Origin of the sequence: Streptomyces sp. NPDC093085 (assembly GCF_040683935.1) — a bacterium.
Lineage (GTDB): Bacteria > Actinomycetota > Actinomycetes > Streptomycetales > Streptomycetaceae > Streptomyces.
Genome location: NZ_JBFBFB010000008.1, coordinates 1 through 25,877 on the forward strand (window position 1 = coordinate 1; position 25,877 = coordinate 25,877).

The following is a 25,877-nucleotide window of genomic DNA, read 5'->3' on the forward strand; positions in this document are numbered from 1 at the left end:
TTGTTCTCCGGCCCCCCCGCCCCCCCGGCGGGGGGGGGGGGGGGGGGCGCGGGGGGGGGGGGGGGGGGGCCGCGTGGGGGGGGGGGGCCGGCCCGGCCCCCCCCACACCCCACTCGTCAGCGCCGCTCAGTACCTGTCAGGGCGCGTACCCGTCACGGGCGCAGGGCGTGCTCCCGTCGCAGTTCCTGCCGGTCGAGCTTGCTGTTGTACGGCGCCAGCGGCTTCGCCTTCGCCGCGTCGCCCTGAACGGCGGCCGGTGCGACGCCCGCCCACTCCAGGATCCTGGCCGTGGCCTTCGCCTGCTCGGCGGGGACGAGAGCGGCGACATTGGCGCCGTGGTTGGCGCCCGGCGCGACATACACATAGCTGTCGCGCGCGCCCTTGCCGAGGCGGAAGGGCTCGGCGCCCCAGGGGTCGTTCTGTCCGTACACGAAGAGCATCTGGTCGGCGTGGTTCCGTACCCACCGGTCGACGTCGGGCATCGCCAGCGGGTTGAACCGCATGGGGATGGAGCGCGGCACGAAGTTACGCGGCGGCTGGTACCCGTACCGGGTCAGCTTGCCCAGGTGGGGCAGCTTGAGGGAGGGCGAGCCGAGCTCGGTGCCCGCCTGGTAGTAGTACGGGGTGTACGGGTCGAGCCCCTGGTCCGTGTAGAACGAGAACCCGGAGATCGTGTCGATGGTGTCGTAGATCTCCTGGTCGGAGGCGGTGGCCGGCGGGATGTACTGGCAGTCGGACTCCAGGCTGTACTGCCAGAACGCCCAGACGTAGTCGAGGACCACGGCCTCGTACGCCCGGTCGAGCGAGCCGACCGTCGTGAAGGTCGCCCCCTCGGCCTCGGCCCACTCCTGGTAGCGCCGCTCCAGCGGCGCCCGCCGGACGAGCGCCTCGCGCTGCACGGCGTTGAGCTTGTCGCGGCACTCCTTGGTGCCGACGCGCTCGAAGAAGCGGTCGTACGCCGAGTCCTCGTCGTTGATGACGTCATTGGGCGCGACATACGCGACGACGCCGTCCATGTCGCGCGGGTAGAAGCGCTTGTAATACGTGGCGGTCATGCCGCCCTTGGAGCCGCCGGTGGTGAGCCACTTCTTGGCGTAGATCGGCTTCAGCGCGGTGAAGATACGGTGCTGGTCGCTGGCCGCCTGCCAGATGGTCAGCTTCGACCAGTCGGCCGGCTGCGGCCGGGACGGGGTGAAGAACCGGTACTCCAGGGAGACCTGGTTGCCGTCGACGATCCGGGTGGGCTCGCTGCGGCTCGGGTTGGTGGAGACGTTGTAGCCGCTGGTGAAGAAGACCGTGGGGCGGTCGGTGTCCTTGTGCAGCAGCGTGAGGCGCTGCTGGAAGGTGCCCTTGGCCGGGTTCCGGTGGTCGACCGGCTGGGTGTACTCCAGGACGAAGTAGCGGTACCCCTCGTACGGCTTCTCCTGGATCAGGCTCATCCCCGGGATCGCGAGGATGCGGTCCTTGATGTCCGTACTGTCAGCGGCGGAGCTGGTGGCCCCGATGGATCCGGGGGATCCGCTGGCAGCGGTGGTACCGGTCGTGCTCGCGGGGGTCGCCGCGCCGGCCGTGGCGGCACCGGCCGTGGTCACGGTGCCTATGACCAGTACGAGCGACAGCACCCATCTCAACGCCTTGCGCATTCACGCTCCCTGTGTTCATGACAGACGCGGTGAACTTAGCGGCACCGGCACCCGCCCCGCCAGACCCGCATTCCCCGATCGCCCGTCAGATGAACCTGCCGGGAGGAAGATCGGGGGAAGGTCAGGGGGGAGGGCAGGGGGACGTCAGGGGGAGGCCAGGGGGACGTCAGGGGAAAATGAGGGGGAACGTCGAGCGGCCTGCGGGGCCTCAGCAGAGGATCCAGCCCGTGGAGCCCTTCTTACCGGAGATCTCGCCGGAGGCCCGTACGCAACGGTTGAGCGCGTGGACGGTGACCGGGCCGGCCTGGCGCGTGAAGTTCCCCTGGTCCACCACGGGCCGCCCGCCGCGCGCCTGGAGACTCACCGTCATGGGCCGCCGCTTCCCCGGGTTCTTGGCGACGGCCAGCGCGCACGCGTACCCCCGCGCCTTGTAGACGCGCAGCTCGCCGGTGGCGAAGGGGACGGTCTTCGCCGGTCTGCCGGAGCAGACGGACGCGGCCTCGGCGGCGGGCGCGTCCGGGGCGCCGACCACGAGGGCGCCGGTGGCGGTCAGCGTGACGAGGCAGTGCAGCAGGATCCGGTTCACCGGGCCACGGGCCGCCTCCACCCCGCCGGTCACGCCGTCGCTCGCCCCGCCGGCCGCCCCGCCGGCCGCGCCACCGCTCGCCCTGCCGGCCGCGCCGTCGGTCCCGCCGCCGCCAGCAAATCCGAACACAGATGCCCCCAAAGCCGTTCGTGTGTACATACGTACGAGATACGACGCACAACGATGGCCCAAGGTTGCGGCGGCACGGAGCCGTACAGCCGCCCCGACCGCCCCAGCCGTCCCGGCCGGCTCCGTACGCTCCCCCGTCCCGGCCGGCTCCGTACACTCCCCCGTCCCGGCCGGCTCCGTACACTCCCCCGTCCCGGCCGGCTCCGTACACTCCCCCGCCTCAGGAGACGACGGCCGCCTCCGCCGCCTTCTCGTCTCCCGTCCCGGCCGTCGCCTCGCCGATGAAGCTCCGCCACAGCCGCGCGTACCGCCCGTCCAGCGCGAGCAGTTCCGCGTGCGTGCCGTCCTCCACGACCTGCCCGTGGTCCAGCACGACCACCCGGTCCGCGCGCGCCGCCGTGGTCAGCCGGTGCGCCACGACCAGCGCGGTACGGCGCCCCGCCAGCCGGTCGGTCGCCTGGTTGACCAGCGCCTCGCTCGCCAGGTCCAGCGCCGCCGTCGCCTCGTCCAGCAGCAGGACGTCCGGGTCGACGAGTTCGGCGCGGGCCAGGGCGATGAGCTGACGCTGCCCCGCCGAGAGGTTCCGGCCGCGCTCGGCGACCTCGTGCAGATAGCCGCCGTCGAGCGTGGCGATCATCTCGTGCGCCCCGACCGCCCGCGCCGCCGCCTCCACCTGCGCGTCGGTCGCCTCGGGGCGCCCGTACGCGATGGCGTCCCGGACCGTACCGGCGAAGAGGTACGCCTCCTGCGGGACGACGCCGAGGCGGTGCCGGTACGCCGTCATGTCCAGGTCGCGCAGGTCCGTACCGTCCGCCGTGACCCGGCCCTCGGTCGGGTCGTAGAACCGCGCGACCAGCTTGACCAGGGTCGATTTGCCCGCACCCGTCTCGCCGACGAAGGCGACGGTCTGGCCGGCCGGTATCCGCAGGTCGACCCCGCTGAGCGCCGCCTCGCCCGCGCCCGCCGTGGCGCCGCTCTCCTCGCCCCGGTAGGCGAAGTGGACGTTCTCGAAGGCGATCTCGCCGCGCAGCGAGAGCACGTCGAGCGCCTTCCCCGGCGCCGGGGCGCGGGTCGATGTGCGTTCCCGCAGCAGCTCCTGGATCCGGCCGAGCGAGACCGTCGCCTGCTGGTAGCCGTCGAAGACCTGCGAGAGCTGCTGCACGGGCGCGAAGAACAGGTCGATGTAGAGGAGGTACGCGACGAGCGCGCCCGTGGTGAGCGTGCCGGCCTGGACCCGCCCCGCGCCCACCACCAGGACCGCCGCCACGGCCACCGACGACAGGAACTGGACGAAGGGGAAGTAGACGGATATCAGCCACTGGCCGCGCACCCGCGCCGCGCGGTAGTGCGCGCTGCGCTCCGCGAAACGCGCGCCGCTGTCTGCCTCCCGGCGGAACGCCTGGACGACACGGAGCCCGGACACCGACTCCTGGAGATCGGCGTTGACCACGCCGATCCGCTCGCGCGCCAGCTCGTACGCCTGGACGCTCTTGCGCCGGAAGAAGACCGTGCCGACGACGAGCACCGGCAGCGTCGTGAAGACGACGAGGGCGAGTTCGAGATCGATGACGAGGAGGACGACGAGGATGCCGGCGAAGGTGACGACGGAGACGAACGCGGTGACCAGACCGGTCTGGAGGAATGTCGACAGCGCGTCCACATCGGTGGTCATCCGGGTCATGATGCGGCCGGTCAGCTCGCGCTCGTAGTAGTCGAGGCCGAGCCGCTGGAGCTGCGCGAAGATCTTCAGACGCAGCGCGTAGAGGATCCGTTCGCCGGTCCGCCCGGTCTTCCGGGTCTCGCCGATCTGCGCCGCCCACTGGAGCAGGACGGTCAGCAGGCCGAGCGCGGAGGCCGCCCAGACCGCGCCGAGGGCGAGCTGTTCGACACCCTGGTCGATACCGTGCCGGATCAGGACCGGGAGCAGCAGCCCCAGCCCCGCGTCGGCGGCGACCAGCACCAGGCTGGCCAGGAGCGGCGGTCCGAAGCCGCGGAGCAGCCTGCGGAGTCCGTACGACTCCTCGGCGGCGACCGCGCGCGCCTCGTCGACGGCGGGGACATCGGTGGCCGGGGGCAACGCGGCGACCTGGGCGAGCAGCTCGGGGGTGGCGCCGGCTTCCGTCGGGTCGCCGGGCGCGCCCCCGTCGCGTATCCACAGGGCGGGGGTGATACCGCGCTCCGCGTCGAACTCGGCGTCGATCTCCTGCTGGACCTGGTCGCCCGGACAGCCGCCCCGGCCGCCCCCGGCGCCCCGGCCCGCACGGCAGTCGTGGCCGTCATGCGCGGCACGGGCGTCATGCGCGGCGCGGGCGTCATGGCCGTCGTGACCTTCGCGGGGGTCATGGCCGTCTCGGGCGACCGCCGGAGTGTCACCGTCGGGCGCCGGGCACTCCGCCGTGACCGGGCACTCCTTCGTGAGCCGCACCGGCGCGGCCTCCGGGGCCGGCGCCTCGGCCGGCCCCTCCAGCCCCTCCGCCCTGGCCAGTTCCTCCAGCTCCTCCAGCTCCTCAAGCTCCTCCAGTTCCTCCAGACCCGCCGTCCCGGCCGACTCGTCCGGCCCCTCCAGGCCCTCCAGCCCCTCCGGCTCCGTCAGCAGCCGCCGGTAGAGCGCGGAGCGCTCCTGTAGTTCCTCGTGCGTACCGATGTCGGAGAGGCGTCCCCCGTCGAGCACGGCGATCCGGTCGGCGAGCGCCAGCGTGGAGCGGCGGTGGGCGATGAGCAGCGTCGTGCGGCCGGCCATCACCGCGCGCAGCGCCTCGTGGATCTCGTGCTCCACACGGGCGTCCACGGCGGAGGTCGCGTCGTCCAGGACGAGCAGCCGGGGGTCGGTGAGGATCGCCCGCGCGAGGGCGATGCGCTGGCGCTGGCCGCCGGAGAGGGTGAGGCCCTGCTCGCCGACCTCGGTGTCGTAGCCGCCGGGGAGTTCGCTGATGAAGCCGTGTGCCTGGGCGGCGCGCGCGGCCCGCTCGATCTCCTCGTCGGTGGCGCCGGGCCTGCCGTACGCGAGGTTGGCGCGGACCGTGTCGGAGAAGAGGAAGCTGTCCTCCGGTACGAGGCCGATCGCGGCCCGCAGCGAGGCGAAGGTGAGTTCCCGGACGTCGTGGCCGCCGACGAGGACGGCGCCGTGGGTCACGTCGTAGAAGCGGGGCAGCAGCAGCGCGAGGGTGGACTTGCCGCTGCCGGAGGCGCCGACGACGGCGACCGTCTCGCCCGGGGCCAGCTCCAGCGAGAGACCGTCGAGGACGGGACGGCCGTTCTCGTACCCGAACGACACGTCGTCGAACTCGACGGAAGCGGGCGCGCTCGCCGCCAGCTCCTTGGTGCCGTCCTGGAGGGTGGGCTCGGTGTCGATCAGTTCCAGGACGCGTTCCACCCCGGCCCGCGCCTGCTGGCCGACGGTCAGGACCATGGCGAGCATCCGGACCGGACCCACCAGTTGGGCCAGATAGGTGGAGAAGGCGACGAAGGTGCCGAGGGTGATCTGCCCGCGCGTGGCCAGCCAGCCGCCGAGGGCGAGCATCGCGACCTGCCCGAGCGCGGGGACCGCCTGGAGCGCGGGGGTGTAGCGGGCGTTCAGCCGTATGGTGCGCAGCCGCCCGGCGAAGAGCCGCCGGCCGGCCTCGCGGAGCTTCCCGGTCTCCTGGTCCTCCTGGCCGAAGCCCTTGACGACCCGGACCCCGGAGACGGCGCCGTCCACGACCCCGGCGACGGCACCTGCCTGCGACTGCGCGTACCAGGTGGCGGGGTGGAGCTTGGTACGGCTGCGGCGGGCGATGTACGCGAGGGCGGGCGCGACGGCCAGGGCTATCAGGGTCAGCGGGAGCGAGAGCCACGCCATGATCACCAGGGACATCAGGAAGAGCAGGATGTTGCCGATGGTCATCGGCAGCATGAAGAGCAGCCCCTGGATGAGCTGGAGGTCGCTGGTGGCGCGGCCGATGACCTGCCCGGTGGAGAGGGAGTCCTGGCGGCGTCCGTCGAGCCGGGAGATCGTGGCGTACATCTCGGTACGCAGGTCGTGCTGGACGTCGAGGGCGAGCCGGCCGCCGTAGTAGCGGCGTATGTACGTGGCGACGTAGACGACGAGCGCGGCCAGGACCAGCAGCCCCGTCCAGGTGAGGAGCGAGCGCGACTCGGCGCCGATCACGTCGTCGATGACGACCTTGGTGATCAGCGGGACGAGTGCCATCACCGCCATACCGGCGAGCGAGGAGCCGACCGCGAGCAGGACATTGCGGCGGTACCGCCACGCGTATCCGGAGAGCCGCCGCGCCCACCCGGCACCGGCCGTCCCCCGCTCCGGGGTCCCCGGTCCGCTCCGCCCTTCCCCGGGCGTCCCCTGTTCCGCCGTCGCCGTCGCCGCCACCGCTGCCTCCGATCCCGTTCCACCTGCCGGAAGGCACCAACGCGGGCGGCCCCGGATTTCATCCCCCCGCAACAAAGACCGGTCCCGGGTCCTAGGACCCGGGACCGGTGTACGCACCGTACTGGCGTGTCGCGGGGACGGCCTCACTGGCGTGTCGCGGGGACGGCCCCCCTGGCCGCCTTCTCCGGGGTCGCCGGTACGGCCTCGTACGGGGTCGCCGGTACGGTGTGGACGGCCGCCCCGGAGGCGGTGGCCGCCGGGTTGAGGTCCTTGTGGACGGCCTTCGCGACGGCCTGGATGGTGTTGACGCCGTCGTTCATCGTCGCGTTGTCATGGGTGAGCACGCTGATCGTGTAGTCATGGCCCTTCCCGGTGAACGCGCCGATGCTGTGGACGCGCCAGCCGTGGGTGGCGCGGGAGAGCCAGCCGTTCTTGAGCTGCACGGTCGCGCTCGCCGGGGCCCCGGCCGGGACGCCCCAGCGCTGGGAAGCGACAACCTTGCGCATCCGCTCCAGGGTGTAGGCGCGCGCGTTGTCGCTGAGCACGGTGTTCTTGGCGGTGAGCAGGGCCAGCAGTTTCTGCTCGTCCTGGGCGGTGATCTGGGTGAGGCCCCAGTAGCCGCCGGTGCCGGGGACCGTCCGGGTCATGCCCGCGGCCTTGACGAAGCCCTTGACCTTGGCCGGCCCGAGCTGCTTCCAGAGGGCGGTGGTCGCGTCGTTGTCCGACTTGGTGATCATGGCCGTGGAGAGGTCGACCTCACGCTGGGTCAGATAGCGGTTGGTCTTCTTCGCGTCCCAGAGGAGGGTGGCGAGCACGGTCACCTTGACGACGCTCGCGGAGTCGAACTTCTGCGTGGCCCGCAGGGTGCAGGTGGTCCTGGTCGTACGGTCGCCGAGCGCGAGCGCCGTGGTGGACTTCCGGTTCTTGAGCGCCGCGGTGATGTCCTTGGTGAGCTGCGCGGCGAGCCCCGCCTTGCCCGAGGTGCAGACGACGGCGGGCGCCACGGCGGCCGGTGCGGCGGCGGGCACCACGGCCGGCGCGACCGCCGGTGTGGTGGCGGGGGTGGCCGCCGCGGCGGGGGCGGCACCCGCGACGGCCGCGACGGGGGCGAGCACCCCGGCGGTGAGCGCCACCGAGAGCGCGCCCCTGGCCCGCCGGGCGGAGGCGCCCACCCGGCACGCCGGGGCGCCGCCCCTGCCGTCGGCTATGCCCTCCGTCGCGTCGCCGGCTCTGTGCTGTGGGTGAGTCATGTCGGTTTCCCGTCCCCCATGTGTCGGTGGACGCGCACTGGCCGGCGCGTCCACTGACATGACTCACGCGTGTCATCGCATGGTTGTACGAGGCTCGGTCATATTTCCGTATGCGGAGCCTCGCCATCCGCATGCGGTCCCTCAGCGGTCGAGGCGCGTCGGCGGTCGAGGTGCGTCGGCGCGAACATCCGGAGCCGGGCCGGGAGGACGACGACGGAGGGGCCCGGTGCCGCGAGCGCCTTCGCCAGGTCCTCCCGCAGCGCCTCCGGTGTCGTGCGGACCGCCGGGACCCCGAAGGACTCCGCGAGGGCGACGAAGTCGGGCCGGTCCAGCTCCGTCCCCGTCGCCTCGCCGAAGGCGTCCGTCATGTACTCGCGGAGGATGCCGTACCCCCCGTCGTCCACGATCAGCCAGGTCACCGGCAGCCCGTACTGGCGGGCGGTGGCCAGCTCGGCTATGGAGTACAGGGCGCCGCCGTCCCCGGAGACCGCGAGCACCGGTCGCGTACGGTCGGCCGCCGCGGCGCCGAGCGCGGCGGGGAAGCCGTATCCGAGGCCGCCCGCGCCCTGGCCCGAGTGCATCGGCCCCGGCCAGGCGGACCAGGCCCAGTAGGCCAGGATCGTCATGTCCCAGAAGCTGGGGGAAGCGGCGGGCAGCGCCTCCCGGACGGCGGCCAGCACCCGCCGCTCCAGCGTCAGCCCCTGGGCGTCGATCCGCTCCCGTACCTTCGCCAGCACCGTACGCACCGAGGCGGCGGCGCCCGGGTCCGGCCGCTCGTCCACCGCGTCCAGCAGGGCGCCGAGCGCGATCCTGGCGTCGGCGTGGATACCGAGCCCGGGGTGGTTGGACTCCAGTTTGCCGAGGTCGGCCTCGATCTGGATCACCTGGCCGCGCGGGCGGAACGTGTGGTAGTTCGAGGAGAGTTCGCCGAGCCCCGAGCCGACCACCAGCACCACGTCCGCCTCCTCCAGGAAGTCGGTGGTGTGCCGGTCCTCCAGCCAGGACTGGAGGGAGAGCGGATGGTCCCAGGGGAAGGCGCCCTTGCCGCCGGCCGTCGTGACCACCGGCGCGGTGATCTTCTCGGCGAGCGCGCGCAGCTTGCCCGCCGCGTCCGCGCGGACCACCCCGCCGCCCGCGATGATCACCGGCAGCGCCGCGTGCGAGAGCGCGTGTGCCGCGACGGCGGTCAGCTCGGGGCGCGGACGCGGCTCGCGCGGTGTGGCGTCCATGGCGGTGACGACCGGCAGCGACACCTCGGCGAGCAGCACGTCCTGCGGGATCTCCACCCAGACCGGGCCGTGCGGGGCGGTGAGCGCGGACTCCCAGGCGGCGGCCAGCGCGGACGGGATCTGGGAGGGCGTACGGACCGGGTGCACGGACTTCACGATGTCGCGGAACGAGCCCTGCTGGTCGCGGAGTTCGTGGAGATATCCGTGGCGCCCGCCGCCCAGCCCCGCCACCGGGACCTGGCTGGAGACCGCCAGCACGGGCGCCGAGGCCGCCGCCGCCTCCTGGAGGGCGGCGAGCGAGGTCAGCGCGCCGGGACCGGTGGAGAGCAGCAGCGGCGCGACCTCGCCGGTGACCCGGCCGTAGGCGTCGGCGGCGAACCCCGCGTTGTTCTCCACCCGGAGCCCGATGTACTGGAGCGAGGAGCGGCGCAGGGCGTCGAACATGCCGAGCGCGTGCTGTCCGGGCAGCCCGAAGACGGTCGTGGCGCCGAGCCCGTAGAGCGTCTCCACGACGAGATCGCCGCCGCGCCGTCCGGGCGGCGGGGCGAGCGCCGCCGCGGTCTGCTCGGGGGTGAGCCGCACCGGTTCGTGGTCGTGGTCGTGCATCAGCGCGCCCCCGCCGTACCACGGTGCTGGTGTCCGTCGCCGCTCATCCTCGGGCCTCTCCGCTGTCGTGCCGCGCGCTGTTCACGCCGTTCGTCTCGCTCATGCCGCTCATGCCGCTGATGTCGTGCCGTTCCGCCTGCTCTGTCTGTTCCGCCTGCTCTGTCTCAAGAATGGACCAGGCCACTGACATCGGGCCCGGACGCCCCCCGCTCCCCCGCCGCCGCACCGTCCCCGCCGTCCTCCCCGCCCTCGCCCGCGAGCCGCGCGCGCCAGGCGGTGAGCACCGCCTCGTCGGTCGGCGGCGTCGCCAGGCTGACGATCACATAGGCGGCCAGGGAGACCAGCAGGCCGTAGTAGATGGGCTCGCTCGCGAGGATCCCGTACGCCGCCATCAGCCCCACGACCGTCAACCCGCCGGTGACCACGGCGGCGAGCGCCCCGTGGACGGTGCCGCGCCGCCACAGCAGCCCGCCGAGGATCGGCACGAGCAACCCGCCGACCAGGAGGTTGTACGCCACCGTCAACGCCTCGACGACGCTGTTCAGCGCCACGGCGACCGCGATCACGGCAACGCCCATGGCCAGGATGAAGAGCCGGTTCCCCCGCACCTCGTCCTCCGCCGGCGCCCCCGCGCCCCCGCCGTCGCGCGGGCCGCCCCGCCCCGCGGTGGAGCGCAGCCGCGCCCAGATGTCGTTGTTCGCCACGGTCGCACAGGCGATCAGGGCGCCCGAAGAGGTCGACATGACGGCGGCGAGCGCGGCGGCGAGCACCAGGCCCCGTACACCGAGCGGCAGTTCGTCCTTGACGATGGTCGCGAAGGCGTCGTCCGGGCGGCCCAGGTCCGGGTAGAGCACCTTGGCCGCCGTCCCGATGACCGCCCCGGCCAGCGCGTACAGCAGACAGTAGGTACCGGCGACGGTGCCGCCCCAGCGCGCCACCTTGTCGCCGCGCGCGGTGAACACCCGCTGCCAGATGTCCTGTCCGATGAGCATGCCGAAGGTGTAGATGAGGACATAGGTGAAGATCGTCTCGCCGCCGATGCCGAACGGGGCGAAGTACTCACCGGGGAGCCGCGCCTTCATCTCCGCGAATCCGCCCGCCTTGACGACCGCTATGGGCAGCAGGAGCAGGAGGACACCTATGGTCTTCACGACGAACTGCACCATGTCGGTGAGCGTGATGGACCACATGCCGCCGAGCGTCGAGTACGCGACGACGATGGCGCCGCCCAGGACGATCGCGACCGTACGGTTCAGGTCGAAGAGGACGTCGAAGATGGTGGCGTACGCGATGGTCGAGGTGACCGCGAGCATCAGCGTGTACGCCCACATCACGACCCCCGAGATCAGCCCGGCCCGGCCGCCGTACCGCAGGTCGAGCATCTCCGAGACGGTGTAGACCTTCAGCCGGGCGATCCGCGCGGAGAAGAAGACGGAGAGCGCGAGCAGTCCGAGGCCGATGGTGAAGACCATCCAGGCGCCGGAGAGCCCGTGCCGGTATCCCAGGCCGACCCCGCCGATGGTCGAGGCGCCGCCCAGCACGATGGCGGCCATGGTGCCCGAGTACATCCAGGGGCCGAGCCGGCGCCCCGCCACCAGGAACTCGCTCTTGGAGCGGGCGCGGCGCATGCCCCACCAGCCCATGGCGAGCATGCCGGCCAGATAGACGACGATCACCGCGTAGTCGACAGCCATGGGCTTCCCTCCGTCACATGAGATGCGCAGGACCCGAGGCGTCCTGTGTGGGTCATGACGGTAGGTGGCCGAAGGGTGGCGCTGAAGTGTACGTTTCATCCATTCTTTCCGCCGAGGATGGAGGGATCGTCCATGCCCGACGCCGACAGGTCCGGCACGCGCCCTCTCCCGGCCTCCGCCCCGCCCACTCCCCCGGTGCCGCTGGCCGAGCTGCTCGCCGACCGGTCGCTGGGGCTGCGCAGGATCGCGGGCCCGCCGGACGACGGCTCCCAGGTGGTGCAGTGGGTGCACACCTCGGAGATGGCCGACCCGTTCCCGTATCTCCTCGGCGGCGAGCTGCTGCTGACGGCGGGCGTCCAGCTCACCGACGCGAACGCCGACGCGTACGCGGAGCGCGTGGTGGCGGCGGGCGCGGCGGCGCTGGGCTTCGGGGTGACGCCGGTGTACGACGAGGTACCGGCCGCCCTGGTCGCGGCGTGCGACCGGCACGGGCTGCCGCTGCTGGAGGTACCGCCCGCCACCCGGTTCACCACCGTGGCACGCGGGGTGTGGCGGCTGATGGCGGAGGCACGCCACCGGGAGCTGCGCCGGGTGACCCGCGCCCAGCAGGGGCTGGCCACGGCGGCGGCCCGCCCCGACCCGGTGCCCGCCGTCCTCCACCAGCTCGCCGTGGGGCTGGCCGGCCGGGCGGTGCTCTTCGCCCCGGACGGCGCCGAACTCCACGCGACGGGGCGCACCCCGGCCCCGGGCGCCCGTACCGCGCTGGCGCGGCTGGCCAGGGTCGTCACCCCGGCGGCGCACGACACCGCCCCCGCCTCGGCGACGGACACCACCGCCCCGACGGAGACGGCCCCGGGCGCCCATCTGGCCGCGTACGCGCTCGGCGGGGGCGGCGGGCTGGTGCTGGGGGTGGCGGCGGAGCGGCGGGAGCCCGGCGACCACACCATCGCCGGGGTCGCCGTCGTGCTGCTCTCGCTGCTGACCGCGCCGCACCAGGGCGCGGCGGAGGCGGGCCGCTCGGCCGCGCTGGTACGGCTGCTGCTCGGCGCCCCGCCCGCCGAGGCGGCGCCGCTGCTCGGCCCGGGCCCCTGGCGGGTGGTCCACGGGCGGGGCGGCGACACGCCGTTCGCGGCCGGGGCGCTGGCGGCGGCGCTGGGCAGCGCGCTGGCCGACACGGACGGCACGACGGTACGGGTCCTCACCGACCGCGAGGTGACCGCGCAGCCCGGCTGGGCCCTCGGCGTGAGCGCCCCGGCCGCCCCGGACGGCCTGGCCGCCGCCGACACCGACGCCCAGCGCGCCCTGGGCCGCGCCGAGGCCACCCGTACCCCTCTCGTACGCCATGACCCGGCGGGCCCGTCCGCCGGTCTCGCGGCCCTGGTCCCCGAGGCGGAGGCCACCGCCCACGCCCGGGAGGTGCTGGCCCCGCTCCTGGCGGCGCCGGGCGCCCCGGCCCTGCTGGAGACCCTGCGCGCCTGGCTCTCCCTGCACGGGAGCTGGGACCGCACGGCGGTCGCCCTGGCCGTCCACCGCAACACGGTCCGCCACCGGGTCACCCGCTGCGCGGCCCTGCTCCGCCGGGACCTGGACGACCCGGATGTCCGCATGGATCTCTGGTTCGCCCTGCGCCGGCCGCTGCCATGAAAGGTCTGGCCAAGGCTCAGCCCTCCAGGGGGAGTTGGTCGCCCGTGGCGCCGACTTCGAGGCGGGCGTAGTCGGGGTGGTCCAGCCGGTGGTGGGCGTAGATCTGGTCGGCCCAGGGCGGGTCGAAGGGGGTGAAGGCGCGCAGGCCCAGGACGCGTCCCAGGGGGCGGCCGGGGTGGTCGGTGTTGAAGTCGGTGACCGCCGCCGCCTCGCCGATCTGCTCGATGCTGCCGGGGAGGTCGTCGAGGTAGCAGGTGACCCGGGGGAGCAGGTGGGTGTGGTCCGGGGTGCGGAAGAGGTCCAGGGCGCGTGCCGTGGAGGAGTAGTAGTCCAGGTCCAGGCTGACGAAACCGACCGGGTGGTCCCGGAGGGCCCCGGCGCGCCGGGCGAGATAGGCGGGCAGCGTCTCGGCGAGGTCTCCGATCACCAGTTCGGTGGCGCCCAGGCGGGCCCGGAGCCGGTCGTGGTCCATGGTGTAGAAGCCGGGGCCGAAGAGGTACGGCAGGTCCCGGGGGTCCTGGTGCGGGGGCATCCCCGTGCCGTTGTCGAAGCCGACCACCCGCACCCGTACCCCGGTGGCCGCGGCGTAGTGCCGGGCGTGCCGGGCGAGCGCCAGCAGCCCGTTGCCCCCGGCCACCCCGAACTCCACCACGGTGACCCCGGGGTGCCCCAGCCGGGCCGCCAGCTCGGTGGCGCGCCGGACCCCGTACGCGTAGTGCGGCCGTTCGACCAGCCCGAACCGGTACGCGGCGGGGGTACGCGTCCCGGGCAGCCGCCCCACCACCCGGCTGAGCAGCGCATGGCGCGTACCGGACTTCGACCAGTCCCACACCAGATCGGCGAACCCCCCGGCGGGCCGCCGACCGTACGGATGCCCCTTCTGCGCCGTCGACCGTGACAACCTGTGCTCCCCTCACCCCGGGCGTACCGGGTCCCTTGTCCTGTCCAGGCCGCCCCCGCCCCAACCGAACGACGACCCAGCGTCATCTGATCGAGTGATACGCGGCAAGGGGACACAGCACGAGGAAGCGGACCGATCGGGGCCAGGGGTGCGACCGGGGGCGCGTCCCGGGGCGCGTCCGGGGCGCGCGCTCAGCTCAGCGGTGGCCGGGCTTCTTCGCCGGGGCGGTCCGCCGTCCGCCCTCGGGGCGGCGGAGCGGGGCGCGGCGGAGGTGTCCGTCGGTCTCGTCGTCGCTGAAGAGCTCCGGATGGCGGGCCCGTATCGTCTCGATGTCGCTGAAGACCAGCCGCAGATGGCTCCGGAGCGCGTCGAGGGCGCCCGGCCCGTCGCGCCGGGCGAGGAGGTCCACCACGGCGCGGTGCTGCCCCACCAGGATGGTGAGCTGCTGGGTCAGCGGCAGCGAGAGCCGGCGGGCCCGGTCGAGCTGGGTCTTGGCGTTGCTCACCACCGGCCAGGCGTCGCCGTGTCCGCTGGCGGCCATGAGGCGGGCGTGGAAGCGCTCGTCCAGCCGGAAGAAGCCCTCCATGTCGTCGCGGCGCTCCGCCGCCGTCTGTTCGTCCAGGAGGTGCCGCAGCTCCGCCAGATCGTCGTCGGTGGCCCGCTGTACGGCGTCCGTGAGCGCCGCGCACTCCAGCGCCTCCCGGACGAACTGCGCGGAGGCGATGTCCCGCAGCCGGATCCGCGAGACGAAGGTCCCCATCTGCGGATAGACGTCGACCAGCCCTTCGTCGGCGAGCAGGATGAGGCTTTCGCGCACCGGGGTCCTGCTGACGCCCAGCTCCTCCGCCAGTTCGTTCTCCGAGAGCGCCGCCCCCGGCTCAAGATCCAGGCTGGTGATGCGTTCTCGGAGCAGGACATGGACGAGCTGCCGGGTGTTGCGGCCCCGTGCGCGCGCCGACTTCAGTTCCGGCCGGTAATCCATCGGTGCCCCTCCGCGGTCCCTCGCTCACGCCCGATCATCTCGCACGCCGATCTCTTGACCTTCACTGCAATACTTGTATGGTAGCCGACTGAACAGACTGAACCATGGGGATTCGGGTCTGCATGTGATGTTCAGGTCTGCAAGGAGGCAGCACATGAGCGCACCCTCGGTCACGTCACCGAAGAGCCCGCAGGGGCTGAGACGGGTGGTCGGAGCGTCCGTCGTCGGCACCATCGCCGAGTACTACGACTTCTTCATCTACGGCACGGCCTCGGCTCTCGTCTTCAACAAGATCTTCTTTCCGGAGGTCGACGCCGCGGTCGGTACGCTCGCGGCCTTCTCCACCTACGCCGTCGGGTTCTTCGCCCGTCCGCTCGGCGGCCTGGTGTGGGGTCACGTAGGGGACCGCATAGGCCGCAAGAAGGCCCTGGTCTTCACCCTGCTGCTCACCGGGCTCGGTACGTTCGCGGTCGGCCTGATGCCCACGTACGACCAGATCGGCGTCTGGGCCGCGGTGATCCTGGTGCTGGTCCGGCTCGTCCAGGGCTTCGGGGTGGGCGGGGAGCAGGGCGGTGCCGTACTCCTGACCGCCGAGGCGGCGCCGCCGGCGCGGCGCGGGTTCTACGCCAGCTTCGTCCAACTGGGCTCCCCCGCCGCGTATCTGATCCCGACCGCCCTCTTCGCGGTCCTGACCGGAACCCTGTCGGAGGCGCAGTTCCTCGCCTGGGGGTGGCGCGTCCCCTTCCTGCTGAGCGCGCTCGTCGTGGTGGTCGGGCTCTACATCCGGCTCAAGGTCGACGAGTCGGAGACCTTCGAGGCCGCCAGGGAGACCCGCAAGGCCGAGACCGCCCCCTTGAAGCTGCTCGTACGGGACAGCCGCAAGGAGATGCTCGGAGGGCTGCTGACCAAGTTCGCCGAGGCCGCCGTCTTCCCCTTCTACACCGTGTTCCTGGTCTCGTACGCGAACGCCCAGGGGGTCGACACCGCCATGGTGCTGAACGCGGTCATCATCGCGATCGCCGCCGAGCTCGTCATGATCCCGCTGCTGGGCCGGCTCACCGACCGGGTCGGACGGCGCCCGGTCTACCTGACGGCGGCGGTCCTCAATCTGGCGCTGATCGTGCCCGCCTTCGAGGCGGTGCGCAGCGGCAGCATGTTCCTGATCACGGCGCTGCTGGTGGCCGGTCTCGCGTTCGGGCACGCCGGTACGTACGCGCCGCAGGCCTCGTACTTCCCCGAGCTGTTCCCCTCGGTCTCCCGCTACACCGGGGTCTCCGTGGTCTGGCAGTTCGGCTCGATGATCGCCAGCGGCCCCTTCACCGTGGTCGCCGCCGCGCTGCTGATCGCCGGGGACGGCTCCTACCTCTGGGTCGCCCTCTATGTGGCCGCGCTGGTGGCCGTCTCCGTCGTCACCCTGCTCTTCATGCCCGAGACCGCGCCCGGCCGCCGCGCCGGCCAGGAGTACGCGCACTGGCCGGCCGCCGGCACGGGGTCCGATGCGGCGGCGGGGGCCGACGCGGGGGCCGGGACCGACAAGGGGGCCGAAAGTCTCTGGACACCCGAACGAACCGCCGGGTAACTTGGACTGAGCAAGCGCTTAATCGAGTGCTCCGGCCAGTTGCGAACCACAGGGGGTCTTCCCGTGCGCCGTACCGTTTACAACGAGGACCACGAGGCGTTCCGGGAGACCATCCGCGCCTTCATCGAGGCCGAGGTCGTCCCGGTGTACGACGAGTGGTACGCGGCGGGGCAGGCGCCTCGCGAGTTCTACCACACCCTCGGCGAGCTGGGGATCTTCGGGATCGAGGTGCCCGAGGAGTACGGCGGGGCGGGCGAGGACTCCTTCAAGTTCCAGGCCGTCATCACCGAGGAGTGCGCCCGCGCGGGGGTCTCCTTCGGCGGCTCCGGCGTGCATGTCGCGCTCTGCCTGCCCTATCTGAAGGCGTACGCGACCGACGAGCAGAAGAAGCGCTGGCTGCCCGACTTCGTCAGCGGCAGGGCGATGTACGCGATCGCCATGACGGAGCCGGGCACCGGTTCCGACCTGGCCGGGATGAAGACCACCGCCAAGCTCTCCGAGGACGGCACGCACTACATCCTGAACGGGGCGAAGACGTTCATCACCGGGGGCGTCCACGCGGACCGTGTCATCGTCTGCGCCAGGACCGCCGCGCCGACGCCCGAGGACCGGCGGCACGGGATCTCGCTGCTGGTCGTGGACACCACGTCCGAGGGGTACGCGGTCGGCCGCAAGCTCGACAAGCTGGGCCTGAGGACCTCCGACACCGCCGAGCTCTCCTTCACCGATGTCAAGGTGCCGGTCGGGGATCTGCTCGGCGAGGAGAACAAGGGCTTCTCCTACCTCGGGCAGAACCTCCCGCAGGAGCGGCTGGGCATCGCCGTCGGGGCGTACGCGCAGGCCGCTGCGGCGATCCGGTTCGCCCAGGCGTACGTCCAGGAACGGACCGTCTTCGGCAAGAGCGTCGCGTCCTTCCAGAACACCAAGTTCGAACTGGCCGGCTGCAAGGCCGAGGTGGACGCGGCGGAAGCGGTCGTGGACCGCGCGCTGGAGGCACACGACCTGGGCGAGCTCTCCGCAGCCGAGGCCGCCTCCGTGAAGCTCTTCACCACGGAGGTCGCGCACCGGGTGATCGACAAGTGCCTGCAACTCCACGGCGGGTACGGCTATATGAACGAGTACCCGATCGCCCGCCTCTACGCGGACAACCGCGTCAACCGGATCTACGGCGGCACCAGCGAGGTCATGAAGATGATCATCTCCAAGTCCATGGGACTCTGACCCCGCGCCCATGAACGACGCGCTCGCCGTCCTGCTCGACCTGCTCGACCCCGAACAGGTCGAGCGGGACATCTTCCGCGGCCGGAGCTCCGCCGTCTCCGGGGTCGTCCCGCGCGTCTTCGGCGGACAGGTGGCGGCGCAGGCGCTGGTGGCGGCGGGGCGTACGGTGCCGTCCGACCGTACGGCGCACTCGCTGCACGCGTACTTTCTGCGGCCCGGCGACCCCGCAGCGCCGATCGTCTACACCGTCGACCGGATCAGGGACGGCCGCTCCTTCACCACGCGCCGGGTCGTCGCGATCCAGCACGGCCGGCCGGTCTTCCATCTCTCGGCCTCCTTCCAGCGGTACGAGGAGGGTCTTGAGCACCAGACGGAGATGGCGCCGGCCCCCGATCCCGAGACGCTGGAGACCGGAGCGGAGACGGTGGCCCGGCACGCCGGGCGGTTCGTGGACCCGGTCATGGCGGAGTGGCTGCTGCGGGCGCGCGAGGCGGTCGATCTGCGCTATGTGGACGCGCCGCCGTACGCGGGCGTGGGGCAGCCGCGCGAACCGCGCTCCCAGGTGTGGTTCCGTACGGCGGGGAAGCTGGCGGACGATCCCCTGCTGCACATCTGTCTGGCGACGTACATCTCCGACATGACGCTGCTGGACTCGGTGCTGCTGGCCCACGGGCGGGGCGGCTGGGCGGTCGGGGACGTGGTGGGGGCGAGCCTGGACCACGCCATGTGGTTCCACCGGCCGTTCCGCGCGGACGAGTGGCTGCTGTACGACCAGAGTTCCCCGTCCTCCTCGGGCGGGCGGGGGCTCGGGCAGGCCCGGATCTTCACCCGGGACGGCGCGCTGGCGGTCTCGGTGGTCCAGGAGGGCGTGCTGCGGGTGCCCCGGGTCAGAGCAGCCCCGCCGCGTTGAGCAGATACGCCGTCATCGGGTCGTAGAAGCGCAGGTCCGTGACGTGGTCGTCGAGCGGGACCGTCACCACGAGGGTGCCCTCGGCCTCACCGAGGAAGAGCGCGGGGTCGTTGCAGTCCGCGTACCCCATGGAGTCGATCCCCCGCTGCCCGGCACACCCGGCCCACCCGTGGTCAGCGACGACCAGGTCGGGCTGCGGTCTGCCCTCCCGCTCCAGGCCGTCGAGGATGGCCCGCATCGGCTCCGGCGAGTGCGTGTGCCAGAGGGTCGCGCCACGCTCCAGCACGGCGACCTCCGCGACCTGGAAGACCATGCCCTCGTCCGCCGTCAGCCCGCCGGGGATCCGGACGATCTCGCATCCGGCGGCGCGCAGCGCGGCGGCGGTCTGCCCGTGCACGTCCAGCAGTCCGCCCGGGTGCCCGGTCGCGAAGAGCACGCGCTCCTTGGCGTCGGCGGCCTTCCGCAGCCGCGCCGCCATCCGCTCCAGCGCGTCGACCGTCAGCTCCGGATCGATGGTGTCCTGCCCGGCCCGGTGCTCCGGATCGTCGTTCACACCGCACCGCTCCGCCATCACGGCGAGCACATCCTGCTCATCCGTCCACCGGTCCCCCAGCTCCAGGCCCAGCCAGTAGTGGCGGTCGCCGTTGGCGAGCTTGCGGTAGTGGCGGAGGTTGTTGTCCCGGGGCGTGGCGACATCGCCGGCGATCCGCGTACGGACGAGATGTTCCACGAGGGCGGGGCGACTGGGTATCGGCATGCGCCTATTGTGCCGTCCGCCCGGCGGGGGTGTCTCTTCCCGGCCAATCCGGCGGGGACCCGGCGCCGGAGAGCTCCCGGGAGTGGTCCACTGTGGTCCGTGGATCCGCGCCTCCGTACGCCGGCCCAGGCGTGCGTCCGCAGATCCGTACATCCACTCCGTACATCCACGCGTTCCATCTCAACCGGGAGTCACCAGTGGCAGCTTCACCCGATCGCGGCACCCTCGTCGAGCCCTTCACCCTGCCGGGTGGCGTGTTCGACGGCGACACCTTCGTGCGGCGGGAGTACCGCCTCGAAGAGCGCCGGGGGCATCCGCTGGTCCTCGCCTTCTACCCGGGGGACGACACCGCCGTCTGCACCAAGCAGCTCTGCTCGTACTCCAGCGGCCTGGAGACCTTCACCGACCTGGGGGCCGAGGTCTGGGGCATCAGCCCGCAGGATGTCGACAGCCATGAGGCCTTCGCGCGCAAGCACGATCTGCGGATCCCGCTGCTCGCCGACACCGACCGGTCGGTCGCGAAGGCGCTCGGGGTGGCCGCGCCCGGGATCGGGGTGCGGCGGTCGGTGTTCCTGGTCGCGCCGGACGGCACGGTGCACTGGAAGCATGTGGCGCTGCTCGGGGTGACCTTCCAGACGGTGGAGACGCTGGCCAGGGAGTTGTCGGGGCTCACCACCGGGTGACGCCTCCGGTCACGGGGTGAGCCGTACGGTGCCCTCGTCGCCCAGCGCGGCGAAGGCACCGTGCGCCAGGCGTCTGAGCAGCGTCTCCGTCCTGGCCCGGCCGGGCAGGCCGCCGCCGTACGAGGAGCCGAGGTGCGGCGTCGAGTTGAGCAGCCCGAAGACGGCGTGCACGGCGCCGCGCGCCTGCGCCTCGGGCACCTGCGGGTAGAGCTCCCGTACGACCGTGACCCACAGCTCCACGTACTGCCGCTGCAACTGGCGCACCAGCTTGCGGTCGCTCTCCCTGAGCCGGTCGAGTTCCCGGTCGTGGAGGGTGATCAGCGCGCGGTCGTCCAGCGCGAAGTCGATATGGCCGTCGATGAGCGAGGCCAGCAGCGCGGCGGGGTCCCCGGGGGCGCCTGAGGTGTCCGGGTCCTCTGGGGTGTCCGAGGTCTCTGGGGCGCGTGAGCCTGCGGAGGTGTCCGGGGCGGCCGATGTGCCGGGGGCTTCCCCGGCGGGCGGGCCCCCGGCGGCGCGGGCCGCTTCGCGGACGCGGAGCCGGCCGCCTTCCAGCAGGCGGCCGCTGATGCCGACCAGCAGTTCGGCGAGCATCGCGTCCTTGCCGGCGAAGTGGCGGTACAGCCCCGGGCCGCTGATGCCGACGGCCGCGCCTATCTCGTCGACGCCGACGCCGTGGAACCCGCGCTCGGCGAAGAGGCGCGCGGCCTGCTGGAGGATCTGCTCGCGACGGTTCGGGGCGGCGGTTCGGGTGCTCATGGGACATCATTCTAGACAACGCCGTTAGCGATCGTTAACCTGAACGAGTGAGGTTAACGCTCACTAACGCCCGGGCAGATACTCCCTGGCAGGACACGTGCGGGGGCGGTCCCGGCACGGGGTGGCGCGAGGGCGCGCGGAGCGAGGGAGCTGACAGCGATGCGGCAGCCGACGAGGCAGGTGACCAGGGTGGACGGGCCGGACGCGGGGGCGGTCGCGGGGCGTGTGGTGGCGCGGGCGCCGGTGCTGACGAGCGCCGCCGACCCGGCGTCCGAGGCCTGGAAGGCGAACGAGGTGGGGCACGGCGCGCTCTCCGACGCGCTGCGGGCGAGGCTGGCCGCCGTGCGCCTCGGCGGCGGGGAGCGGGCGCGGGCCCGGCACACCGCGCGCGGGAAGCTGCTGCCGCGCGAGCGGGTGGACACCCTCCTCGACCCGGGCTCGCCCTTCCTGGAGCTGGCGCCGCTCGCGGCGGAGGGGATGTACGGAGGGGCCGCGCCGGCCGCCGGGGTGATCGCCGGGATCGGCCGGGTCAGCGGCCGCGAGGTGGTGATCGTCGCCAACGACGCGACGGTCAAGGGCGGTACGTACTACCCGATGACGGTGAAGAAGCATCTGCGCGCCCAGGAGGTGGCGCTGGAGAACCGGCTGCCGTGCCTGTATCTGGTCGACTCAGGCGGCGCCTTCCTGCCGATGCAGGACGAGGTCTTCCCGGACCGGGAGCACTTCGGCCGGATCTTCTACAACCAGGCCAGGATGTCGGGGGCCGGGATTCCGCAGATCGCGGCGGTGCTGGGGTCCTGCACGGCGGGCGGGGCGTATGTCCCGGCGATGAGCGACGAGGCGGTGATCGTGCGCGGGCAGGGCACGATCTTCCTCGGCGGCCCGCCGCTGGTGAAGGCGGCGACGGGCGAGGTGGTCACCGCCGAGGAGCTGGGCGGCGGGGAGGTCCACGCGCGGACGTCCGGGGTGACCGACCATCTCGCGGAGGACGACGCGCACGCGCTCCGTATCGTCCGCACCATCGTCTCGACGCTGCCCCCGCGCGGGCCGCTCCCCTGGCCGGTCCGGCCGGTCGAGGAGCCGACGGTGGATCCCGCCGGGCTGTACGGGGCGGTGCCGGTGGACCCCCGTACGCCCTACGACGTGCGGGAGGTGATCGCGCGGGTGGTCGACGGCTCGCGGTTCGCCGAGTTCAAGGCGGAGTTCGGGACGACGCTGGTGACGGGGTTCGCGCATATCCACGGCCATCCGGTCGGGATCGTCGCCAACAACGGCATCCTCTTCTCCGAATCCGCCCAGAAGGGCGCCCACTTCATCGAGTTGTGCGATCAGCGCGGCATTCCGCTGCTCTTCCTTCAGAACATCTCGGGCTTCATGGTGGGCCGGGAGTACGAGGCGGGCGGGATCGCCAAGCACGGCGCGAAGATGGTGACGGCGGTGGCCTGCGCGCGGGTGCCGAAGCTCACGGTGGTGGTGGGCGGTTCGTATGGGGCGGGCAACTACTCGATGTGCGGCCGGGCCTACTCCCCCCGCTTCCTGTGGATGTGGCCCAACGCCAAGATCTCGGTGATGGGCGGCGAGCAGGCCGCGTCCGTCCTGGCGACCGTGAAGCGGGACCAGATCGAGGCGCGCGGCGAGGAGTGGGGCGCCGAGGACGAGGAGGCGTTCAAGGAGCCGATCCGCGCCCAGTACGCGGCCCAGGGCGACGCCTGTTACGCGACAGCGCGGCTCTGGGACGACGGGGTGATCGACCCGCTGGAGACCCGCCAGGTGGTGGGGCTCGCCCTGACCGCGTGCGCCAACGCCCCGCTCGGCGAACCGGGCTTCGGCGTCTTCCGGATGTGAGGGGGCGGCGGCGATGGCTTCGACGGCGGCAGCGGGGACGAGGACGAAGGTGACGGCGGAGACAAGGGTGGGAGCGGGCATGTTCGACACGGTCCTGGTGGCCAATCGCGGGGAGATCGCGGTCCGTGTCATCCGGACGCTGCGGGCCCTCGGGGTGCGGGCGGTCGCGGTCTTCAGCGACGCGGACGCGGACGCCCGCCATGTGCGGGAGGCGGACACGGCGGTACGGATCGGAGCCGCGCCGGCGGCGGAGAGCTATCTGCGCACCGACCGGATCCTGGACGCGGCGGCGCGTACCGGCGCCCAGGCGGTCCATCCGGGGTACGGGTTCCTCTCGGAGAACGCGGGGTTCGCGCGGGCCTGTGCGGAGGCGGGGCTGGTCTTCATCGGGCCGCCCGCCACCGCGATCGAGCTGATGGGCGACAAGATCCGGGCGAAGGAGACGGTACGGGCGGCGGGCGTGCCGGTGGTGCCCGGGTCGACCGGGAGCGGGCTGACCGATGGCGAACTGGCCGCGGCGGCGGGCGAGATCGGGATGCCGGTGCTGCTGAAGCCCTCGGCGGGCGGCGGCGGCAAGGGGATGCGGCTGGTGCGGGCGGAGGCGGCGCTCGCGGAGGAGATCGCGGCGGCCCGGCGCGAGGCGCGCTCCTCGTTCGGGGACGACACGCTGCTGCTGGAGCGGTGGGTGGACCGGCCGCGCCATATCGAGATCCAGGTCCTCGCGGACACCCACGGGAACGTGGTGCACCTCGGGGAGCGCGAGTGCTCGCTCCAGCGCCGCCACCAGAAGGTGATCGAGGAGGCGCCGTCCGTGCTGCTGGACCCGGCGACCCGGGCGGCGATGGGCGAGGCGGCGGTGCGGGCGGCGCGCTCCTGCGGGTACGCGGGGGCGGGGACGGTGGAGTTCATCGTCCCGGGCGACGACCCCGCTTCGTACTTCTTCATGGAGATGAACACCCGGCTCCAGGTGGAGCATCCGGTCACGGAGCTGATCACGGGGCTCGACCTGGTGGAGTGGCAGCTCCGGGTGGCCGCCGGGGAGGAGCTGCCCTTTGCCCAGGAGGACATCGGCTTCACCGGGCACGCGGTGGAGGCCCGGATCTGCGCGGAGACGGTCTCCGTGCAGGAGGGCAGCCGGGGCTTTCTGCCCTCGGGGGGCACCGTGCTGGCGCTGCGGGAGGCGGCGGGCGACGGGGTGCGGACGGACTCGGGGCTGGCGGTCGGTACGGAGATCGGCAGTATGTACGACCCGATGCTGGCGAAGGTCATCGCCCATGGCCCGGACCGGGCCACCGCCCTGCGGCTGCTGCGGGCGGCTCTGGCGGAGACGGTCACGCTGGGCGTCCCGACCAACGCCGGTTTCCTGCGGCGGCTGCTGGCGCACCCGGCGGTGGTCGCGGGCGAGCTGGACACGGGGCTGGTGGAGCGGGCGATGGACGGCCTGGTGCCGGACGGGGTGCCGCCCGAGGTCTACGCGGCGGCGGCGGCCGTCCGCCAGGCGGAGCTGACACCGGGAGCGGGGCCGGGGCCGAGCACCGGCCGGGCGCCGGGCTCGGGGCCAGGATCGGGCTCGGTGGCGGGCACCGGCCCGGGCGCCGGATCCGGGTGGGTGGATCCGTTCTCCGTGCCGAGCGGGTGGCGGCTGGGGGGTGAGCCCGCGCCCGTACGCCATCCGTTGCGTGTAGCGGGACATGAACCCGTTACTCAGGAGGTGCGGGCCTCGGATGTGTTCCGGGTGGCGGCCGACCGGGTCACCGTCACGGTCGACGGGGTGACCCACACCTTCCACCGGGCCGGGGAGTGGCTGGGCCGGGACGGGGAGAGCTGGCATGTCCAGAACTTCGACCCGGTCGAGGCGGCGCTCCGGGGTGCCGGGGCGGGCGGCGGGGTGGACGCGCTGACCGCGCCGATGCCGGGCACGGTCACCGTCGTGAAGGCGGCCGTGGGGGACGCGGTGGTGGCGGGGCAGAGCCTGCTGGTCGTGGAGGCGATGAAGATGGAGCACGTGATCGCGGCGCCTCATGACGGCACGGTGACCGAGCTGGAGGTCACCCCCGGCACGACGGTCGCCATGGACCAGCTCCTCGCCGTGGTCACCCCCGCCGGGGTGGCGGACGGCGCCGGGCGGGAAGGCGGGGAGTCATGACCGAGGGGCTGCCGATGGCCGTTCCTGCGCAGGGGCTGCCGCCCCGGGTGCGGATCCACGAGGTGGGTGCGCGGGACGGGTTGCAGAACGAGAAGGTCGTCGTCCCGACCGAGGTGAAGGCCGAGTTCATCCACCGGCTCGCGCACGCCGGGCTGACCACCGTCGAGGCCACCAGCTTCGTGCACCCGAAGTGGGTCCCCCAACTGGCGGACGCCGAGGCGCTCTTCCCGCTCGTCTCGGAGTTGCAGGGCGAGGTGGCGCTCCCGGTGCTGGTGCCGAACGGGCGGGGGCTCAACCGGGCGCTGGCGCTCGGGGCCCGCCGGATCGCCGTCTTCGCCAGTGCCACCGAGTCCTTCGCCCAGGCCAACCTCAACCGGACGGTGGACGAGTCGCTCGCGATGTTCGCGCCGGTCGTCGCCCGTGCCCGCGAGGAGCGGATGCATGTCCGCGGCTATCTGTCGATGTGCTTCGGCGACCCGTGGGAGGGGCCCGTCCCGGTCCATCAGGTCGTCCGGGTCGCCAAGGCGCTGATGGAGCTGGGGTGCGACGAGCTGAGCCTCGGGGACACCATCGGGGTCGCCACGCCCGGCCATGTCCAGACCCTGCTGGCCGAGTTGAACGAGGAGGGCGTGGCGACCAGCGCCCTCGGGGTGCACTTCCACGACACGTACGGCCAGGCGCTCGCCAACACCCTCGCCGCCCTCCAGCACGGGGTGACGACCGTGGACGCCTCGGCGGGCGGGCTCGGGGGCTGCCCGTTCGCCCGGAGCGCCACCGGGAACCTCGCCACGGAGGACCTGGTGTGGATGCTCGACGGCCTCGGCGTGGCGACCGGGGTCGACCTCGGCAGGCTCACCGGGACCAGCGCCTGGCTCGCCGGGGAGCTGGGCCGCCCCAGTCCGTCCCGTACCGTCCGCGCGCTCTCCGCGCCCGCGTCCACCAAGGAGTGA

At 72.9% G+C, this 25,877-nt stretch carries 18 protein-coding genes; 8 read left to right on the forward strand and 10 right to left on the reverse strand.

Going from position 1 to position 25,877, the window contains the following annotated elements; genetic code table 11:
• Positions 1-152: 152 nt before the first annotated feature.
• The 6 genes from AB0O07_RS22130 to AB0O07_RS22155 form a co-directional block, all read right to left on the reverse strand.
• Positions 153-1,643 (reverse strand): S28 family serine protease, encoded by a 1,491-nt coding sequence (locus tag AB0O07_RS22130; protein WP_365635842.1) that lies wholly within the window; start codon positions 1,641-1,643, stop codon positions 153-155.
• Positions 1,644-1,851: 208 nt separating this feature from the next.
• Positions 1,852-2,196, reverse strand: a complete 345-nt coding sequence (locus tag AB0O07_RS22135; protein ID WP_365636225.1) for a hypothetical protein — start codon at positions 2,194-2,196, stop codon at positions 1,852-1,854.
• A 382-nt stretch (positions 2,197-2,578) separates the two neighbouring features.
• Positions 2,579-6,724 carry an ABC transporter ATP-binding protein gene (locus tag AB0O07_RS22140; RefSeq protein ID WP_365635843.1) on the reverse strand — a complete coding sequence of 1,382 codons (4,146 nt, stop codon included), beginning with the start codon at positions 6,722-6,724 and terminating at the stop codon, positions 2,579-2,581.
• Positions 6,725-6,867: 143 nt separating this feature from the next.
• Positions 6,868-7,974, reverse strand: a complete 1,107-nt coding sequence (locus AB0O07_RS22145; RefSeq protein WP_365635845.1) for a serine hydrolase — start codon at positions 7,972-7,974, stop codon at positions 6,868-6,870.
• Between the two features lie 98 nt (positions 7,975-8,072).
• Positions 8,073-9,812 carry a thiamine pyrophosphate-binding protein gene (locus AB0O07_RS22150; protein ID WP_365636227.1) on the reverse strand — a complete coding sequence of 580 codons (1,740 nt, stop codon included), beginning with the start codon at positions 9,810-9,812 and terminating at the stop codon, positions 8,073-8,075.
• A 161-nt stretch (positions 9,813-9,973) separates the two neighbouring features.
• Positions 9,974-11,503: a sodium:solute symporter gene (locus AB0O07_RS22155; protein WP_365635847.1), complete on the reverse strand. Its 1,530-nt coding sequence runs from the start codon at positions 11,501-11,503 to the stop codon at positions 9,974-9,976.
• Positions 11,504-11,635: 132 nt separating this feature from the next.
• Here AB0O07_RS22155 and AB0O07_RS22160 point away from each other — a divergent pair, with 132 nt between their 5' ends.
• Positions 11,636-13,147, forward strand: coding sequence for a PucR family transcriptional regulator ligand-binding domain-containing protein (locus tag AB0O07_RS22160; protein WP_365635849.1), 1,512 nt, complete (start codon positions 11,636-11,638; stop codon positions 13,145-13,147).
• 16 nt (positions 13,148-13,163) lie between these two features.
• Here the strand turns inward: AB0O07_RS22160 and AB0O07_RS22165 are convergent, their stop codons facing one another.
• Together AB0O07_RS22165 and AB0O07_RS22170 are read right to left on the reverse strand one after the other, a co-directional pair.
• A complete protein-coding gene (locus tag AB0O07_RS22165; protein WP_365635851.1) occupies positions 13,164-14,048 on the reverse strand; it encodes a hypothetical protein in 885 nt (294 codons plus the stop codon).
• Between the two features lie 196 nt (positions 14,049-14,244).
• Positions 14,245-15,030, reverse strand: a complete 786-nt coding sequence (locus AB0O07_RS22170) for a GntR family transcriptional regulator (protein ID WP_365635852.1) — start codon at positions 15,028-15,030, stop codon at positions 14,245-14,247.
• 154 nt (positions 15,031-15,184) lie between these two features.
• Between AB0O07_RS22170 and AB0O07_RS22175 the strand changes: the two genes are divergently transcribed.
• From AB0O07_RS22175 to AB0O07_RS22185, 3 genes are all read left to right on the forward strand, one after another.
• Entirely contained in the window at positions 15,185-16,609 is a 1,425-nt protein-coding gene (locus AB0O07_RS22175; protein WP_365635854.1) for an MFS transporter, read from the forward strand.
• A gap of 63 nt (positions 16,610-16,672) precedes the next feature.
• On the forward strand, positions 16,673-17,830 hold the full coding sequence (locus tag AB0O07_RS22180; RefSeq protein WP_365635856.1) for an acyl-CoA dehydrogenase family protein: 1,158 nt from the start codon (positions 16,673-16,675) through the stop codon (positions 17,828-17,830).
• 10 nt (positions 17,831-17,840) lie between these two features.
• Positions 17,841-18,740, forward strand: coding sequence for an acyl-CoA thioesterase II (locus tag AB0O07_RS22185; protein WP_365635857.1), 900 nt, complete (start codon positions 17,841-17,843; stop codon positions 18,738-18,740).
• Here AB0O07_RS22185 and AB0O07_RS22190 read toward each other — a convergent pair.
• The gene (locus AB0O07_RS22190) at positions 18,718-19,497 is read right to left on the reverse strand and encodes a phosphatase (protein ID WP_365635858.1); all 780 of its coding nucleotides are present in this window, start codon (positions 19,495-19,497) and stop codon (positions 18,718-18,720) included. The two genes, AB0O07_RS22185 and AB0O07_RS22190, sit on opposite strands and share 23 nt — an antisense overlap.
• Positions 19,498-19,694: 197 nt before the next feature.
• Between AB0O07_RS22190 and AB0O07_RS22195 the strand changes: the two genes are divergently transcribed.
• Positions 19,695-20,180, forward strand: a complete 486-nt coding sequence (locus tag AB0O07_RS22195; RefSeq protein ID WP_365635859.1) for a peroxiredoxin — start codon at positions 19,695-19,697, stop codon at positions 20,178-20,180.
• Positions 20,181-20,189: 9 nt separating this feature from the next.
• Here AB0O07_RS22195 and AB0O07_RS22200 read toward each other — a convergent pair whose 3' ends face one another.
• Positions 20,190-20,936: a TetR/AcrR family transcriptional regulator gene (locus AB0O07_RS22200; RefSeq protein ID WP_365635861.1), complete on the reverse strand. Its 747-nt coding sequence runs from the start codon at positions 20,934-20,936 to the stop codon at positions 20,190-20,192.
• A gap of 228 nt (positions 20,937-21,164) precedes the next feature.
• On the opposite strand from AB0O07_RS22200, the gene AB0O07_RS22205 reads away from it, so the two are divergent.
• The 3 genes from AB0O07_RS22205 (at position 21,165) to AB0O07_RS22215 (ending at position 25,877) form a co-directional block, all read left to right on the forward strand.
• Complete coding sequence (locus AB0O07_RS22205) at positions 21,165-22,781, forward strand: carboxyl transferase domain-containing protein (RefSeq protein WP_365636229.1); 1,617 nt, start codon at positions 21,165-21,167, stop codon at positions 22,779-22,781.
• 79 nt (positions 22,782-22,860) lie between these two features.
• Positions 22,861-24,927: a biotin carboxylase N-terminal domain-containing protein gene (locus tag AB0O07_RS22210; protein ID WP_365635862.1), complete on the forward strand. Its 2,067-nt coding sequence runs from the start codon at positions 22,861-22,863 to the stop codon at positions 24,925-24,927.
• Positions 24,924-25,877: a hydroxymethylglutaryl-CoA lyase gene (locus tag AB0O07_RS22215; RefSeq protein WP_365635863.1), complete on the forward strand. Its 954-nt coding sequence runs from the start codon at positions 24,924-24,926 to the stop codon at positions 25,875-25,877. The genes AB0O07_RS22210 and AB0O07_RS22215 overlap by 4 nt, the downstream gene beginning before the upstream one ends.